The 16741-nt window shown below is 60.9% G+C and carries 10 protein-coding genes and 6 pseudogenes; 2 read left to right on the forward strand and 14 right to left on the reverse strand.

What is annotated here, in order from left to right; genetic code table 11:
- The 5 genes from JCM25156_RS21050 to JCM25156_RS03145 form a co-directional block, all read right to left on the reverse strand.
- The coding region (locus JCM25156_RS21050) for an FAD-dependent oxidoreductase (RefSeq protein ID WP_159104957.1) at nucleotides 1-446 on the reverse strand (446 nt) is incomplete at its 3' end.
- A 29-nt stretch (nucleotides 447-475) separates the two neighbouring features.
- Complete coding sequence (locus JCM25156_RS03130; RefSeq protein ID WP_025812119.1) at nucleotides 476-2116, reverse strand: alginate export family protein; 1641 nt, start codon at nucleotides 2114-2116, stop codon at nucleotides 476-478.
- 22 nt (nucleotides 2117-2138) lie between these two features.
- On the reverse strand, nucleotides 2139-3359 hold the full coding sequence (locus JCM25156_RS03135; protein ID WP_025812120.1) for a nitrate/nitrite transporter: 1221 nt from the start codon (nucleotides 3357-3359) through the stop codon (nucleotides 2139-2141).
- A 664-nt stretch (nucleotides 3360-4023) separates the two neighbouring features.
- On the reverse strand, nucleotides 4024-5094 hold the full coding sequence (locus JCM25156_RS03140; protein ID WP_277909326.1) for an NAD(P)H-dependent flavin oxidoreductase: 1071 nt from the start codon (nucleotides 5092-5094) through the stop codon (nucleotides 4024-4026).
- Between the two features lie 327 nt (nucleotides 5095-5421).
- A complete protein-coding gene (locus JCM25156_RS03145; RefSeq protein ID WP_025812122.1) occupies nucleotides 5422-6840 on the reverse strand; it encodes a cryptochrome/photolyase family protein in 1419 nt (472 codons plus the stop codon).
- A gap of 234 nt (nucleotides 6841-7074) precedes the next feature.
- Here JCM25156_RS03145 and JCM25156_RS32525 point away from each other — a divergent pair.
- Both JCM25156_RS32525 and JCM25156_RS03155 read left to right on the forward strand, forming a co-directional pair.
- Nucleotides 7075-7224 (forward strand): annotated as a pseudogene (locus JCM25156_RS32525) (IS5-like element ISMex42 family transposase); the annotation flags it as partial.
- Nucleotides 7225-7277: 53 nt separating this feature from the next.
- Nucleotides 7278-7542: pseudogene (locus JCM25156_RS03155) on the forward strand (IS5/IS1182 family transposase); the annotation flags it as partial.
- Between the two features lie 134 nt (nucleotides 7543-7676).
- On the opposite strand, the pseudogene JCM25156_RS21060 reads toward JCM25156_RS03155, so the two are convergent.
- From JCM25156_RS21060 to JCM25156_RS03200, 9 genes and pseudogenes are all read right to left on the reverse strand, one after another.
- Nucleotides 7677-9447 (reverse strand): annotated as a pseudogene (locus JCM25156_RS21060) (AMP-binding protein).
- Between the two features lie 15 nt (nucleotides 9448-9462).
- On the reverse strand, nucleotides 9463-10710 hold the full coding sequence (locus tag JCM25156_RS03165) for an MSMEG_0569 family flavin-dependent oxidoreductase (protein WP_025812125.1): 1248 nt from the start codon (nucleotides 10708-10710) through the stop codon (nucleotides 9463-9465).
- A 16-nt stretch (nucleotides 10711-10726) separates the two neighbouring features.
- Nucleotides 10727-11014, reverse strand: coding sequence for an MSMEG_0570 family nitrogen starvation response protein (locus tag JCM25156_RS03170; protein WP_025812126.1), 288 nt, complete (start codon nucleotides 11012-11014; stop codon nucleotides 10727-10729).
- A pseudogene (locus JCM25156_RS21065) lies at nucleotides 11002-12178 on the reverse strand (MSMEG_0565 family glycosyltransferase). Before JCM25156_RS21065 ends, JCM25156_RS03170 begins: the two are co-directional and overlap by 13 nt.
- The gene (locus tag JCM25156_RS03180) at nucleotides 12175-13149 is read right to left on the reverse strand and encodes a sll0787 family AIR synthase-like protein (protein ID WP_025812127.1); all 975 of its coding nucleotides are present in this window, start codon (nucleotides 13147-13149) and stop codon (nucleotides 12175-12177) included. The pseudogene JCM25156_RS21065 and the gene JCM25156_RS03180 overlap by 4 nt, the downstream one beginning before the upstream one ends.
- Nucleotides 13146-13709: an MSMEG_0567/Sll0786 family nitrogen starvation N-acetyltransferase gene (locus JCM25156_RS03185; protein WP_025812128.1), complete on the reverse strand. Its 564-nt coding sequence runs from the start codon at nucleotides 13707-13709 to the stop codon at nucleotides 13146-13148. Before JCM25156_RS03185 ends, JCM25156_RS03180 begins: the two co-directional genes overlap by 4 nt.
- Nucleotides 13709-14814: pseudogene (locus JCM25156_RS21070) on the reverse strand (MSMEG_0568 family radical SAM protein). The gene JCM25156_RS03185 and the pseudogene JCM25156_RS21070 overlap by 1 nt, the downstream one beginning before the upstream one ends.
- Nucleotides 14811-15783: pseudogene (locus tag JCM25156_RS21075) on the reverse strand (Nit6803 family nitrilase). Before JCM25156_RS21075 ends, JCM25156_RS21070 begins: the two co-directional pseudogenes overlap by 4 nt.
- 24 nt (nucleotides 15784-15807) lie before the next feature.
- The gene (locus JCM25156_RS03200) at nucleotides 15808-16290 is read right to left on the reverse strand and encodes an MSMEG_0572/Sll0783 family nitrogen starvation response protein (RefSeq protein WP_025812129.1); all 483 of its coding nucleotides are present in this window, start codon (nucleotides 16288-16290) and stop codon (nucleotides 15808-15810) included.
- Nucleotides 16291-16741: the final 451 nt, after the last annotated feature.

The raw sequence follows: 16741 nt of genomic DNA on the forward strand, positions 1-16741 counted from the left end.
CACGCCGTGCGACGCGCCTGTGCCGCGGCCCGGATCATGTCAAGGTCATCCAGCGTGCGATAGACCAGCCCCGCCGTGCCCGTATTGCCCGGAACCGGCGGCACGAACGGCGTGGAGCCGGTGGCAAGGATCAGCGTATCGTAAGGCAGCAGGCCTTTAGCACTTTCCACCATCCGGGCCGCGCGGTCGATGCGTGTCACCCTGACGCCACGGTGCAGGGTCAGGCCGTGATGGGCATGGAAATCATCCACATGCAGGCGCAGCGCCAGCGCGTCCTGTCCACTCATGTATTCGGTCAGGTGTACGCGGTCATAGGCATCGTGGCGTTCGTCACCAAAAATGTGAATCGCGCAGTCCTCATGCAGACCATGCGCCACAAGCTGTTCGGCACAGTAATGGCCAATCATACCGTTGCCGATGATGACGATGTTTCCCGTTCCGGTCATGTTCGTTTCTCCTGTCATACGATCGGCGGTCAGAATTTGAATTCCATGGTCTGCATGTAGAACGCCCCGTCCTTCGCCCCCGCGTGGTGCATCCCCTGCGATGCGACGAAGCCTGCGATATCGTGCGTCCATGTCCAGTGGGGCGCGAAATTCCACGCAAGCTGGGTCTGGGGCGTGGTACCGATGAAGCCGCCCGACAGGCCGTTGCGCCAGCCATAGATCCTGCCGGTGCCATACACTGCATCCTGCGTGCTTTCGCGCCAGAAAACGGGGACATGCAGCTTGAGATGCAGGTTCGCCCGTGGCGCTGCCGTAATGACCGGCCCGATGCCGACCAGGTTCTGCGATGTCAGGGCCAGTGTCACGTCATTATAATACGGCAGCGGGAAATAGGGTGTGGCAAACGTGCCGACCGCGCCGTCCTGACTGTGATAGGATCCGCCTGAAAACAGGTCGCCCTGCAGGGCGACGGATGGTTTCGCCTTCAGACCCTTCGCCGTCCATCCCAGTGTCCCGTTGACGGCGTAGGCCCGTACCGGGCGTGTCGTCCCCCCACCGGCGGGACGGAATTCGCCGCCCTGAAACACACCCGTCAGGCTGATATCGAAGGGGCCGACATTCCCCCACACGCGCGCGCCGATATTGTCGCGGCGGGTCGATCCGGCCTGCGTGCTCGTTGTGGTGGCGAGCGCCGCTGATGCGCCGTTGAACAGGTAGCCAATGAAGAACACATCAGCAAAAATCTGGCTTTTCTGCCCCATGACCGAAAACTTCGGCAGCGCCGTAGATGTATAGATCCCATACATCCGGGCGTTGTAGTTCGTGCCATCGGCAAAGACATTGCGTGGCAGCTTGTTGGTCTGCATGAAATCGAACAGGTCGAGCCGGAAGGATTTCCACACTGCATAACCGCGAAAGCCATCCCATGACTGCTGGGCATTGGTCAGGTCGCGCGCGGACTGCATGGTAACGGGGGCATCGAGAAAGATCTGGCGACCACCGATCACGCCCATCCGCGCCCCCAGCATCCTGCCTTTCACCTCCAGAATGCCCTGCTGGAGATCCAGCCGTTCGCGCTGCACCCCGGTCTGGTAACCATAATAGTTCGATCCCCCGGCTTCACCCCACAGGAACTCGGCATAGGCATGGACATGTTCACCCAGATGCAGGTCAGCGCCATACTGGCTGCGCAGCAACACGCGGCTGGCGTTGGTCTTGCCTGCGGCTCCCATCATCGGCTGATTTTCAAAGGCGTAGCGCAGCCGTTCCTCCCCATTGATGGACAGCCAGATATCGCCTTTATCTGTCAGGGGGATGTATTTCAGGCGGTTGAACCAGTCGTTTCGTCGCTGTTCCGGTGGTGTATTGACAATATCGCTCCAGTCCTCGGCCCAGCGCGCCTGACCAAAACCACTCACGGTGCCGAACCCGGCCGCAGCCCCCTTGCCTGCGTTGAAGACACCCCAGTCAGGGCTGTGTGGCAGTGTCGCGCGGTGGATGGTCGCTTTTTCAGGCGGACGGGACGAGGTTGGCAGGATACTGGTTGCCGTGACACCCGCGGTGGGTGCAGTGTCGGCGCAGGCTGCATGCCCGGTACACAGGCTGGCAAGAAAGGTGGTGAAGCCGACCGTCAGCGAAGCGGGCCGGAGCACGTCGGAAATACAGGTCACGGGATACGTTCCTGATCTGATATTATGAAGAGGCGGCGGCATCGGCTTCAGCCGACATCCGGGGCCGTTCAGTCGCCCAGCGGCGGCGGCACACGCCAACACAGGCAAACGCCACCAGCGCAACCGCGGCAAAGCCCAGGAAGCCGGGACCGTAAGAGCCCGTGGCCTGCCGCGCGGCCCCCAGCGATGATGCCAGATAGAACCCGCCTACCCCGCCGCTCATGCCCACCAGTCCGGTCAGGATACCGACCCGGCTGGGGAAACGCGTGGGCACAAGCTGGAATACCGCGCCATTGCCCAGACCCAGCACGACCATGCCTAGGAAAAAGGCCGGAAAAGCCAGCCAGATCGTGGGCAGGCCGAAGCCGATCACGGCAAAGATGGCGACCGCAAGCGCGAACAGAATGCTCAGGGCACGCTCGCCCCCGATCCGGTCGGCCATGGCGCCCCCCAGCGGACGCACGAAGGATCCGACAAACACGACCAGCGCCGTGCAGCTTCCGGCAATGGCGGGCGGCAGGCCGTACTGGTCGTTGAAATAGATGGTCAGGAACGAGGCAAGCCCCACAAAACCGCCGAATGTCACGCTATAAAAGAACATCAGCAGCCAGCAGTCGCCATTATGTAGGACAGGCAGCCAGGTCACCAGCCCCCCGGTGGAGCGGCGCTGCGGCGGTTCACTGGCCAGGAACACAAAGGCGACCAGCACGGCGGTCAGTGGCAGCGTCGCCAGCCCCAGCACATTGACCCAGCCATAAAGCACGGCCAGGCCGGGCGCGAACAGCGAAGCGAGCGCCGTTCCCGAATTACCGGCCCCGGCAATGCCCAGCGCCGTGCCCTGATATTGTGGCGGATACCATGCAGAGGCGAGCGGCAGCGCAATGGCAAACGACGCCCCGGCAACGCCCAGCACAAGTGCGACCCCGAACAGTGCGCCATAGCTGTGCGGCGCGATCAGCCATGTCAGGAACAATCCGGCAATAACAAGAATCTGGGCGCCAATCGCGACCCGGCGCGGCCCGAAGTGATCGACCAGCGCGCCCGCCAGCACACGCAGGAGCGCACCCGCCAGAACCGGGGTCGCGACCAGCAGCCCCTTCTGACCAGCATTCAGATGCAGGTCGTGAGCAATCGAAATTCCCAGCGGGCCAAGCAGAACCCACACCATGAAAGAGACATCGAAGTACAGGAACGCCGCAAGAAGGGTACGCGGGTTTCCGGCTTTGAGGAATCCTTTGTCCACGTCATCGCATCCAGCCCCCATCCATCAGATAGGACGGAGACGCCTTTTTCAGGCACGGAGACCCACGTTGGCCGTCCGGGTGTCGTCGTGATCGTTTGTGCCATTTCCACGTCGTTCACCGCCATTGATGAACGCGCTTTTCAGGAAACCTGACTGATTATTTATGTGCACACGGAACAATGCGATGTCAAAACATTTTTCTCATTTTGTCATTCGCGCCACGGCTGAAAGCTCCAGCACGCAATGCCAGTCCAGTGCCCACGCGCGGAAGAAGCATCCTGATGGTGTCGGTAACAAAATGCCTCCGGGCCGGCATGAAAGCATCCGGCTGGCGTTGCATATGGATAGAAATACTGGCGGACAGCTGTCTGCTTCAAAGGCAGGATAATGCTACGGCATATCGTCAGTTAAAGATGATAATGATTGAGGCGAACTGAACGGCTGCAAGAAAAGTAGAGTTGAGCCTGCTTTTCCAGAAATGGTTTTGCAGGAGCGATACCGACTTCCCGACCCGGTGTGATGTCGAGTTCCATCGGTCATCACGCAAACCAAAGCGCCGCATCTGTCTGCTTCCCCGAAAACCGAGAGAACAATCAGCACAGACAGCCAGAAAGTACAATCTTCATGCGTCACTCAGGACTTGACTGACGACACGCTGTAGCGATTACGTCACAAAACAACCAGCCTCTCGCAACTCTTCCTTCAGTTTGTCTATGAGTTGACCCGCTGGCATGGCCCGCGCCAGAGGCGCTCCCTGACCGGCCCAATAAGCACCAAAACCACTTTCGCCACAGTTTCTGGCAGCTTTATTGAGTGCTTTCCCCGCATCATAAGCAATGGGATAATCGGGAACCGGTGGTATACCGACACTGTCTCTCAGACCCGTAAACCGGTTTTGGAGACAACGCGCAGGACGTCCTGAAATGAGATCTGTCATGCGTGTGTGAAAGGCGGCTGGTCCCGCCAGAGCCTTTCGGTATGTTTCGTCCGCGTCTGTCTCCGGGCAGAGAATGAAGGCCGTGCCCATCTGTGTGGCGACGGCACCCAAGGCTAGGGCGGCCACCATGCCTGCGCCATCCATGATACCGCCAGCGGCAATTACCGGAATGCGGCATTTGCGCACAAGAAGGCGGGTCAGGGCAAATGTTCCCAGTGCATCGTCGTGACCTGCTGGATCGAAAATGCCACGATGGCCGCCCGCCTCGATCCCTTGCGCTACAATCGCATCCATTCCTGCGGTCTCGGCAGCGCGGGCTTCCTCCAGACTGGTGACTGTTACCAGCAAAACAGTACCTGTTGCTTTCAGGGCCAGGATCTTCTCAGACGAAGGAAGCCCGAAATGGAAACTGACGACTGGCGGCTTCATATGCACAAGCATGTCGAGCATGTCCGGATCATCATTGAAGCTTCGGTATATGGGATGCAGTCTGGCTGGCGGGACTGCATTGAACTCGGTGAACAGCGGTTTCAGCCATGCCAGCCAGCCCCTGTCGCGGGCCGGGTCGATTTCCGGTGCCTTGTGCGCAAACAGATTGACGTTGAAGGGAGCTTTTGTCTGCTGTCGTATCTGACAGATCATGTTATGTGCGACTGTAGCGCCAGCGGCCCCTACCCCGATTGAACCAAGTGCTCCGGCCTGAGACACCGCAGCGGCAAGGGCCGGAGTGGAGACCCCTGCCATCGGTGCCTGTACCAATGGAATCGTAAGGCCGAGCTGTTCAGGCCAGTTCATCATCGTTTCCCATTGCGCAAACCAGTTTTCTTCTTGCCCTGATAGTAATGCATGGCGCTAATTACGGCATTCAAAACCATATCATCGCACCTTTGCTTCCGCTCTGGCTTATGCGCATGAAGGCTCGACCAGAATCTGCCTGCTCGGTCCCCTCACGCGGCACGGTCTCCCGTTGCTTCAGGTTTTCCTGAACCTGTCCGGACTTTCCCTGAACAGATGACTATGCCCTGTTATGTGCTGGATACGCTGTGGAATGCCTGCGCTACGAACAGGCCGACGCGGGATCTCTTTATCCAATGGCCTGATAGTAAAGAACGCAACCTGCTGCGCTCAGCTCATCCCTTTACCGTATGCTGCGGTATTGCCCATCGTTTTCCATGCATTCAGGGCCCGTTCGCGCGCCAGTCGGTGGTCCACGATCGGTGCCGGATAGCCACGCGGGGTTTCGCTTTCCCATGGCGCATGAATGGCCTCATCGGATAGGTGGGCGAGTTCAGGCACCCAGCGACGGATGTAAGCCCCACCCGGGTCGAATTTCCGGGATTGAAGCACCGGGTTCATGATGCGGAAATAGGGCGCGGCATCCACGCCGGTTCCGGCACTCCACTGCCAGTTCATCGGGTTGCTGGCCGGATCATGATCAACCAGTGTATCCGCGAACCACTGTTCCCCCTGCCGCCAGTCAATCAACAGGTGCTTTACAAGAAAGGACGCGACAACCATGCGCACGCGGTTATGCATCCAGCCTGTACGCCACAGTTCCCGCATGCCGGCATCCACCAGTGGATACCCCGTCTGGCCCTGTTGCCACCGCGCAAGCCCGGCAGGATCGTCACGCCACGGCATGGCGTCAAATTCGGGCCGCAGGTTTCGCGTCGCCATATCCGGGGTGGAAAACAGCAGCGACCATGCGAAATCCCGCCATGCGAGCTCCATAAGGAACCGTTCGGGAAAACCCTGTGCCGCAGCACCATGCCATATTTGCGTGGCAGTGACATGGCCAAAACGCAGGAAGGGGGACAGGCGTGAACTTGCGTTCTTCGCAGGGAAATCCCGCGTGGCTGCATAAGTGCCCAATCCGTCGCGCATAAAATGGGCGAAACGGTTGTGCGCGTTCCCTTCTCCAGGCATCCACATTTCTTGCAACCCACCGGTCCAGTCGGGCCGGGTGGGGAGAAGGCCGTAATCCCCCTGTGGCGGGAGCAGTCCGGCAGGTTGGGACGTGAACGGGGCAAAGGCCAGTTTTTCGGGCGCGGGCGCTGGCGGAAAAGACGTTGGATGCGTCTCCCGCATGCCGCGCCAGAAGGCGGTAAAGATTTTATATTGCCCGCCTGCGCGCGTGCGGATGCACCATGGTTCATGCAGCAGCCCGCTGGGAAAGCTGTGGACGGCAATCCCCTGTGTTCTGAGCCCAGCCTTGATGGCTGTATCCGTCTCACGCCCCTGCAGGTCGTAACGGCGGTTCCATACAACCGTATCCGCACCGGTCCGCCTTATGATTTCCGCCAGCACCTGACCTGCGGGGCCACGAAAAACATGCAGGCTTCCGCCCATCTTGCGCAGGTCGCCATCAAGCGAACGGATGGCCCGATCCAGCCACCACCGCGCGGCCGCGCCGGGCAGGTGTGCCTCATCCAGAATCACGACACATAGTATTGGCTTCTGTCGCTTTTCCGCTTCCAGCAATGCGCGATTATCGGCAAGGCGGAAATCATTGCGAAACCAGACGATGGTAGGCGCGTATGTCAGGCCATCTCTCCTTTACCCCGGCGTAAGAAAACAGGATGAAATGATTATGACACAGGATGCAACCGGACAACATGCCGATGGTAAGCCCGGCGCGGAGCGGGCAAATACCGGAACCCATATTCCGGCATGAGCCATGCCCGGACCAATATATTCATGAAAGTCGCCAGATTGGTTCCAGGGCCTGTCAGGCCTTGAATGACAGAACGGACTGCATGGCTGTTTATGATGAGCACGATGCGGTCTGTCTTTTCTGATCAGGCCTGGTCTGTATGGGAGCCGCTGATCGAGGAAGTCCGCCCCAAGGGCAAGACCCCGCCGAGGAATCTTCGGCGGACGATCTCCGCGATTTTCTGGCGCCATCAGAATGCCGCGCCCTGCCAAGCGCACGAATTACCGTGTGCCTACGCCCTGCTTGACGATCTGCCACACCCACCGATCTATGTCGTCTGCGATCGCGGGTACGCCTGGGCGTGGTGTTGATCGACGGCACGAAAATCGATGCCGATGCCTCGAAATACCGTTCAGTGCGCTATGACCGGATCAAGGCACTGTCAGAAGAACTCGCCCGACGGGAAACGCTGAAAGCGAAGCTGGACGCAGCCTGCGCCTGGCTGGAAGCTGATGCCAGGGAACAGGCTGAAACGGCACGTCCGGCCTACGAGCAAAAAAGCCGCCTATAATGCGAAAACAGGATGTCGCGGCGGGGGGTGATGATCTGGCAACGTAAACGGCAGGCGCTCCGGATGCGGCCACTGCGGCGATAAGGTATGAATATTGATGAAAGACAGTAAAAATTTCGGGGTACCGCCGTTTTTTTAAAATCTGCACTGATACTGTCAGGAAACCGGTAAACGCTTCCGCGTAATCTTTCCAGATACGGTTGTAGGAAGGTGTTTGACAAAGCGGACTTCCTTCAGGCCAACCCATCGCCCGAGCACTTCATTGACCCGCCCGATGATCTCATCGGGAGAAGGCGCGTGTTCCACCCCGGCATCAGGAACCACATAGGCGACCGGCCGCTGCCCTCTCAATGTGTCAGTGATCGCCACCACGGCGCAGGCATGAACGGCAGGATGGGTGGCGATGATCTTTTCAATCTGCACACCCGAAATCCGCCGGCCTGCGACCTTGATGACATCATCGGAACGCCCGAGCATATGCACGGCGCGGCTGGCCTCGATCATGCCTTCGTCGAAGGTGCGATAATACCGGTTCGTTTCATCAAGATAGGCGGCAGGAACACGGATCGCTCCATCCTTCCATACACCAGCCAGGCAGCCGGGTGGCAGCGGCAGAGAAAGGACAATCTCCCCGCACTGTTCACCCGGCATGGAGGGCACGATGGCCGGGCAGAATCCCGGCGCGGGCCGCCCGATGTCGTTCATGAGCGAGACCGGCTCACGTTCGGGCAGGCCGAAGAAATGGGCGGTAACGCTCCATCCGGTTTCCGTCTGCCACCAGTGATTGACCACGGGCCTGCGGAAATACGACCGCGCCCAGTCCAGCAAGGTGGGATCAGCATACTCCCCGGCCACGAAGATGCGGGCCAGCGCGGGCAGGATCGCCCCGGATGGATTGCGGCTTTCCTGCCGCATGAGCCGCATCTGGGTGGCGTGGTGAACAGGCATTTCACCGCGTGCTCATGACAGAGCGTGCGGATGGCAGACGCGGATACGCCCCCTTCCACGATCACGCTGGTGCAACCGCTGATCAGCGGTGCGTAAACACCATAGGAATGTCCGACGACCCAACCGAGATCCGATGTGGTAAAGAAGGTATCGCCGGGTTTGCAGCCATAGATCAGGTCCATGGACAGGGCGAGGGCCACGGCATGGCCACCATTGTCCCGCACGATTCCCTTCGCATGGCCTGTGGTTCCGGATGTATGCAGAATATATAATGGGTCTTCCGAGCGCAGTATGACCGGATCCGCTGGCGCGGAGCGTTCCAGCACATGAAAATCATGATCCCGCACAGGCAGAAGCGATGCGGGACAGGCCGCGCGTTGCACGATGACGCAGGCTTTTGGCCTGTGCGTGGCCTGAGCCAGCGCGCCGTGCAGGGCGGGCGCGGATGGAATGGCCGTCTGCCCCTGAAAGCTGCAACTGGCGATGATGATGACTTTCGGGGCCACATCATCAATCCTGCGCGCCAGTTCAGGCCCGGCGTAACCGGCAAACACCACCACATGTACGGCCCCGATCCGCGCGCAGGCCAGCATGGCGATGGCGGTCTCGATCATGGTCGGCATGGCGATCAGCACGCGGTCGCCCTGCCCTACCCCCAGCGCGCGCAGGCCACCGGCAAACCCGGCCACCCTGCCCTGTAGTTCCCGGTAGGTTACGATCTGGCGTTCCTTCGTGGCGCAGGAATGCCAGATCAAGCGGTCTGTGCGCCGCGCCCGTTTTCTACATGCCGGTCCACGGCATTGTGGCAGGTGTTGAGCGTGGCGCCGGGAAACCAGTCATGCCAGCCATCCGCCCGCGCCCGGCATGCTGTCCCGGGCGCCTGCTTCCATGTCACGCGCCGTGCCGCTTCCAGCCAGAACTGTTCTGGCTGGTTCAGGGCCGCGTCATACATCGCTTCATATGTGGTCCATGGAAGCATGGCGCTTACCTCCGCTCAGGCTACGGGAACGTCTTTGCCGGTGATCTGGCTGGCCAGCCACGCGGCATCGCGCGACACGCCGGAGAACCGCCCCGATCCCCATGTGTGCAGCCACGGCAGGCCAAGAAAGTAGAACCCCGGCGCGTCGGTCACGCCGCGATGCCAGACCGGCTTGCCCGCCCCATTGAAAACCGGCACGTCGATCCAGCGATAGTTCGGGCGGAAACCAATGCACCAGAGGATCGATGTGATCCCGGCGGCCTTCAAGTCCAGCGGCGTGTTGCTGCCATCGGGTTGCCAGACGGGCACATAGGGCGCTTCGACTGGCGCACTGATCCCTTCACGGGCGATGTAGGCGTCAATGGATTTCTTGATGTCGGCATTGGTCCTGTCCGCATCATCAAGGTTTTCCGCAAGATCCGGTGCGAAGTGCGCCACTTCATCACGGATGGTCTCCAGTGTGCCGTGTAGCCCCACGCCCTCCTTTGCAAAGAGGCGCAGATCAAGGTCATGCCCGCCATTTCGGCCCGTGACGTAATGATTGGTCTTGTCACGTGCACCGTCACGCAGGGGGTGATTATCCACCGTCAGGTCGTAGAAGTGCATATCCGCAAGCCAGTCCACAACATCGCGGCCACGGTAGAAGCGCGAGACGCGCGGGGCGGACCCGACACACAGATGGACCTTGCGTTTTTCAAGGAACAGGTCCTCGACAATCTGCGCGCCGGACTGGCCGCTGCCCACGACCAGCACAGCCCCTTCCGGCAACTGGGCCGCATTGCGGTAATCCTGCGAATGAACCTGATGGATGGCGGGGTCAATCGCGCTGGCGTAACCGGGAATCACCGCATCCTGATACGCGCCCGATGCAATGACCACATGCTTTGCGTGCCAGGTCTCGCCGGCCGCCACCACGCGATAGCCACCACCCTCATGGCGCGTAATGGAGGTAACGGCCGTATGCTCGCGCAGGGGCGGGCTGAAGGAGTCCACGAAGCCCTTCACGTAGTCGATGATTTCCTGCTTCACCATGAAGCCGTGCGGGTCTTTCCCCTTGTAGGGATGACCGGGAAGTTCGCACTGCCAGTTCGGTGTGACCAGGCAGAAATTGTCCCAGCGTTCATCATCCCACGAATGACAGGCGGTCTTTGCTTCAAAGACAATGTGCTCCACCTTCTCGCGACAGAGATACCAGCTCATGGAGAGCCCGGCCTGTCCACCGCCCACGATGATGACGGGGATGCTTTTCTCGTTCTGTGTCATGGTCGTTCTTTTCGTCTCAATAACTGAAAGACAGGACGCGCACCTGCGCATCGGACTGGTTCAGAAAAGGCGCACCGGCCTGCCTTATGGCCTGAAGCTGGCCAAGGGCGCGGCTGCATGGGAAGCCGTAGCGGGCGCGAACCCGCTCGCTGGCGTCCGTCAGGGCGGTGTCCGCCTTTTCAAGAAACTCCCGGACCGGATAATCCTGACCGGGCGTGAAGTGGTCCCTTATGACCAGCGACGGGGAGTAACAGTCAGTCTCCTTCCCATCGGGCCAGCACACACGAAAGGTCATTTCGGGCATGGTGAGAAAGCTCCGGAAACAGGGGTATCGGTGCGTGGCAGGGCCGCCAGACGCCGGTACGCGGGGAGATGACGACCGGCGACGTCGCGCCAGTCGAAACGGCGGGCCGTTGCGGGGCCGCTGAGCCGGAAATGGTCGCGGCTTTTGCCGCTCAGCGCGTCACGCAAGGCCAGCAACAGGGTGTCGGGGCGCGTCAGGTCGCACCACAGCGCGTCCGCTTGTGAAAGGTGCCCGGTAAAGGGGGCGATCTCCGGCACAATAACAGGCGTGCCGCAGGCCAGGGCTTCCAGCGGGCACAACCCGAACCCTTCGGTTACGGATGGATAGGCCAGCACGTCCGCCTGTCGGTAGAATGAAGCATGTCTTCATCCGCAATCGGTCCGGTTATGGTGACATGATCGGCCGCACCGCTTTCGCGCAGACGCGCCATGAACCGGGTGCGATAGGCAGAATGATCCAGCAGCGAGGCCCCGCCCGCCACAACCAGATGCACATCAGGCTGTTCGCGGCAAAGGGCCAGAAATGCGTCGAGCAATTGCAGCGTGTTCTTGCGCCGCTCGATCCCACCCACGGACAGGATCAGGTGCTGATCGGCAGGCAGATGATACAGCGCCCGTAGTGACGCATCCCGCACCGCAGGCAGGGGCGAAAAGCGCACGGGATCAACCCCGTTGCCCACGACCGGGGCTTCGCGGCCATGGTCGTTGCGCAGGACATCTTCCCACATTGTGCTGACGGTAAACAGTTCGGCCGCCGCCCTGATCCCCCGTTCCTGCCGCGCGGCAAGGACCGGATGGGTGAAATGGTCAAGATGATGGACCGTGCGGGCAAAGCCCGGTATCCGCCCCTCCTCCACCAGTTCGGCCAGTGCATTGGCGCTGATCGGGTCCTGTGCGTGCAGCACGTCAAAATGCTGCCCGCGCAGGGCGTCCCTGATCTCGCCAATGCGGCGCTCCACCAACGTCGGAAGGTCGGTCTCGGGCGCGGCCGGGATGCAGTGTGTGGCGCAGCGGGGCGTGCGGAAGAAACCAGATCCTGTCACGTCCGGCGCGATCAGCGTTGTGTCATGGCCCGCGTCACACAGGCTTCCGCCAACGCCATGCCGTGCACCACACCGCCGCGCGGATTGGTCGAATGGGTCAGGATACCAATGGACAGACTCATGGCGCAAATCCCATGAGCGGCATCCGGGCGAGATCCCAGAAAGTTTCTTTCTCCCCGTCCCATATGATATCAAGGCGTCGTGTCATATCGCACTGTCCGATGATGGCGGCAGTGATCCCGCGTGCCTGAAAACGTGCGATAATCGCCCGGGCATCCTCGGGCCGGGCTGTCAGCAGATAGCCATAGCTGGGGAATGCGGACAGCCAGCGTTCCATTGGTGCATCGTCGGGACGTGGAATGTCATCGAGCGTGATGGTCATGCCGATACCCGAACATTCGGCCAGCATGAGCGCGGTGCCCAGCAGTCCGGCCATGCTGATGTCCTTGGCGGCGCGGCTCAGGCCGTCCTCGGCAATGCCGGGCAAGAGATCGAGATCATCTCGAAGGCGTGCCGCCCCCTCAGTATGACACAGTGCGGAACTGGCATCCCAGAACGGGTGCGGGTCGTGCCAGCGGCCGCGCAGGTCGATGGCGGCGATCAGGACTTCGCCCGGTCGGGCATCGAAGCTGGTCAGCAGATGACGGGCACGGCCAAGGATCGCCACTGACAGGGAATTATGGGTGCTGCGCATGTTGGTATGGCCGCCGACAACCGGCACGCCATAGGTGCGCGCACCTTCATGCAGACCGGTCAGAATGGACGCGGCCGCCTCGGACGTATCGCTCCACAACGCATCCACCACAGCCACAGGGCGACCACCCATGGCCGCGATGTCACTGATATTGACCATCACGCCGCAATACCCGGCAAACCATGGCATTGAGCGGACAAAGCTGTCCTGAAACCCTTCGCTGGCCAGCAGGAGATAGCCATCGTCATCCGGTATGGCGGCGCAGTCATCGCCAAGGCGGATACCATCGCCTGTATCACGACCAAGAATTGCGACGGTTTCGGCAATATCCTGTTTGCCCGCAAGCGCGCGCCCCGTGCGCAGGCGGCCCAGCATGGTGGTCAGTTCGTGTGCCATCATGCTACCTGCCGATTACGAGGCTGCGGCCGCAGCAGCCATGTCTGGTCATGACCATGGGCCGGATAGCGTGACAGGTCGGCCTGCATGTCGTGATGCGGCAGGCCGTGCAGGGTAATGCTCCCGAGGCTTTTCCAGTGTAGGCGGCGGAAGAACAGCACGTTCTGTTCCTGTACCTGGGCCAGGAAACGCGTGGCCCCAAGCCCGTGTGCCGTGCTGACCGCCATGCGGATGAGTTCTGCCCCGATCCGTCCCAGTTTGCGGTGGTCTTCATGGACGGCCAGACGGGAGCCGCGCCAGACGCCGGGTTCGGCTTCATGGATGCGCACCGCGCCCACCACCCGGTCCGGCATGCCCGCCATGCAGCACGCCGCAATGATGGGAATGGCAACCGCGTCGATTGCGTCCCGGTCATCATCCGAAAACACCTGCTGTTCGGTGCAGAACACGTCGCGGCGCAGCGCGTGGTAGCCTGCGCGCTCCCACGGCGTGCGGGCCAGCCGCACGACATATTCCGTGGGGATGAACGGGCGGTCGTCCACGCCTTCGAGGATCGCTGTCATTATTCGTACACCGAAAGCGAGGAACAGGCGCCACACCGGCCACACCCGGCGCGGATGTCGGTGGATTTCATGTTCGCCGCGCGCAGCATCCGCCGAGTGGTGCGAGCACGGACTTCATGAAATCGGCCGAAGGCGGCGCATGGTTTTCCAGCGGCGTGCCGGAAATCGGCACGAACGGCACCACGAAGGGATAGACCCCGAGCGCAATCAGGCGCTCGGCCAGCGTCAGAATATCCCCCGCACTGTCACCAAGGCCCGCCAGAATATAGGTATTGACCTGTCCGCGCCCGAAGATCGGCACGGCGCTGGCGAAAGCATCCATATAGCGATCAACACTGACCGTGGCCTTGCCGGGCATGATCTTCTCGCGCACCGCCTGTGTTGCGGCTTCGAGATGCATGCCCAGGCTGTCGGCCCCGGCGTCGCGCAGGCGCTGGAACCATCCGTGGTCACGCGGCGGCTCGCACTGGACCTGAAGCGGCAGATCCACAGCCGCCCGAATGGCACGGGCTGATTCCGCCAGCACGGCTGCACCCCGATCAATGACGTTGGGCGTGCCGGTGGTCAATACCATGTCGCGCACGCCGTCGAGTTCCATGGCGGCCTTGGCGACCTCGGCCAGTTGTGCTGGCGTCTTGTAGGCAATGGTGCGGTCGGCCTCCAGCGACTGGCCGATGGCGCAGAACTGGCAGGACGTGCGCCGGTCGGCATAGCGGATGCACGTCTGGTGCACCGTGGTCGCCAGCGTATCGCGCCCATGCAGCAGGGCGATCTTCCAGTACGGAATGCCATCCGCCGTGCTCAGGCCATAAAAGCGCGGGGCGGCTGGAAAATGGATCGTGCCCAGTGTCTGCCCATCGCGCAGCAGCGTGCTGGCCCCGTGCTGGTCCGGCGGGCTGGCCTGAAACGGGGAACGCCGCGCGCCAGATGTATAGACCGGGACCATGACGGTCTGGCCTGCAATGGTAATCGTCTTGTGATCCGAAGGACCGGCGCCTCCCTTGCGGGCAATGCCGCCGGTCTGCTCACCGATCTGTAGTCCGAAGGACTGTAGATCTGTAACGAGCTTGCGACCAGAAAGTGTACCGAGCGTCGGAATGGTCATGACGCAGCCTCATCGGTAGATGTGGGAACCGGATTGGCTTCCCCAACGTAATGAACGGTGCGGGCGGGCCGCCGGTCCTGAAGCAGGCTGAGCAGTTCGGGCCGTGCATAATGCCCTACGGAATCCATCATCCGCTTGCGCTTGGTAATCAGGCGAAGTCGAGATCAGCAATCACCATCCCCTCGCCTTCCGTCAGCGGCGTGCCGAGCAGCTTCCCTTCAGGCGAGACGATCGCCGTGAAGCATCCACCCCGCAGCGGCCCTTCCAGCGCAGGGTCGCCTGCTATTTCCTTGATCTGCTCTTCGGTAAGCCAACCCGTGGCGTTCACCACAAAGCAGCCGGATTCCAGCGCGTGATGCCGGATCGTGACTTCCATCTGGTCGGCAAAGATCTGCCTACCAGCGAGCCGGGGAACTGGGCGCAATGGATTTCCTCGTGCTGGGTCATCAGCGCGTAGCGGGCGAGCGGGTTGTAATGCTCCCAGCAGGCCAGCGCGCCAATGCGACCGGCCGCACTCTCTACCACTTTCAGACCGGAACCATCGCCCTGCCCCCAGACCATGCGTTCATGGTAGGTCGGCGTGATCTTGCGGCGTTTGAGCAGGATTTCACCTGTCGCATCGAAGATGATCTGGGTGTTGTAGAGCGTGCCGAAATCGCGCTCGTTCACGCCCAGCACCACGACCATGCCGGTCTGGCGCGCGGCCTCTGCCACCATGTCGGTGACCGGACCGGGAATGACGACGGCGCGCTCGTAGAGTTCCAGATGCTCCCCACCGAAGCGGAAAGCCGGCTGGATGAACGAGAAATAGGGGTAGTACGGCACAAAGGTTTCGGGAAAGACCGCGAGTTTCACGCCTTTTTCGGCGGCCTCGCGGATGGCCTGGCAGACTTTCCGGGCAGTCCCCAGACCATCGTCACCAAGGACGGGACTGATCTGGATGGCTGCGGCGCGAACGATACGGGACATGGCTTGCGGTCCTCCCTTCGGCCTTCAGAGGGTCCAGGTATTGAGGATGAAGGCGTTGTCGCGACGGGCCAGCAGGATGATGTCCAGCACGTCCTGGGGATTGATCGGCGTGATGCCGGGGATCAGGTTCTGCTCGCCGTAGCCGTAGAGAGCCTGGAGCGCGAAGCGGCAGGCATAGACCTTTCCGCCTTCCTCAAGGATTTTCGCGATCTGCCTGTTGCAGTTCATGTGCCCCGGAAAGGCTTCGTCGCCCAGACGGGGAAAGCCGCGCTGCACACCAAGGGTGACACCCGGTCCGTACAGCAGCACCGACGTCTCGAAGCCCTTGCGGATCAGGCGCGTGGCCTGCAGCAGGTTGACGAACCCGACCGAGCCTTCATTGGCGACGGTGTGGAAGGTGATGAGGGCTTTTTCGCCGGGCTGGGCTTTGACGTCCTCGAAGACCTTGTTTTCATAGTTAACGAAGCAGTCGCCATCTTTATGCGGAGCGTGTTCAACTTTCGGCATGGTATCTCTCCCGTGTGCTGCGGTCTCCGGCAGGGAGCCGGGACTGACCGCGTTGCCGAGGCGAACGTGACACGGGATTACGGGTAAGCAAAATATTGTATGCTTATATTATGTGGTACAAACAGGACAAATTATACGATACGCCATTATCTGGCGAAGACAGGAGCATACAAAAAACAGGATACTGACATACAATCCTGAATATTCATGCTAAATAACTGTTTTATAATGATTTCATGATCTCGTATTCGTGAATGATACGTCTTTTTGTTTTTCTCGTACCCGCCGGGCATCGTGCGGGATCAGATGGTTCCATCGATTCCGGGCACCGCGATCAGGTCACACAATATCGGCAAAACCGGGGGAGCGTTTGTGTTGCAGGACCGACAGGACGCCATGCAGGGATTCCTCAAGCTTGCGGCATCCGGCGCGCTGCCCAGCGCAATGCGCG

Source organism: Komagataeibacter kakiaceti JCM 25156 (assembly GCF_000613305.1).

What these genes read in the sequence shown, in the direction of transcription:
- JCM25156_RS03140 (WP_277909326.1), bottom strand. Translation starts at nt 5,094, where the DNA reads ATGATGAACTGGCCTGAACAGCTCGGCCTTACGATTCCATTGGTACAG.
- JCM25156_RS03165 (WP_025812125.1), bottom strand. Translation starts at nt 10,710, where the DNA reads ATGACACAGAACGAGAAAAGCATCCCCGTCATCATCGTGGGCGGTGGA.
- JCM25156_RS03170 (WP_025812126.1), bottom strand. Translation starts at nt 11,014, where the DNA reads ATGCCCGAAATGACCTTTCGTGTGTGCTGGCCCGATGGGAAGGAGACT.
- JCM25156_RS03180 (WP_025812127.1), bottom strand. Translation starts at nt 13,149, where the DNA reads ATGATGGCACACGAACTGACCACCATGCTGGGCCGCCTGCGCACGGGG.
- JCM25156_RS03185 (WP_025812128.1), bottom strand. Translation starts at nt 13,709, where the DNA reads ATGACAGCGATCCTCGAAGGCGTGGACGACCGCCCGTTCATCCCCACG.
- JCM25156_RS03200 (WP_025812129.1), bottom strand. Translation starts at nt 16,290, where the DNA reads ATGCCGAAAGTTGAACACGCTCCGCATAAAGATGGCGACTGCTTCGTT.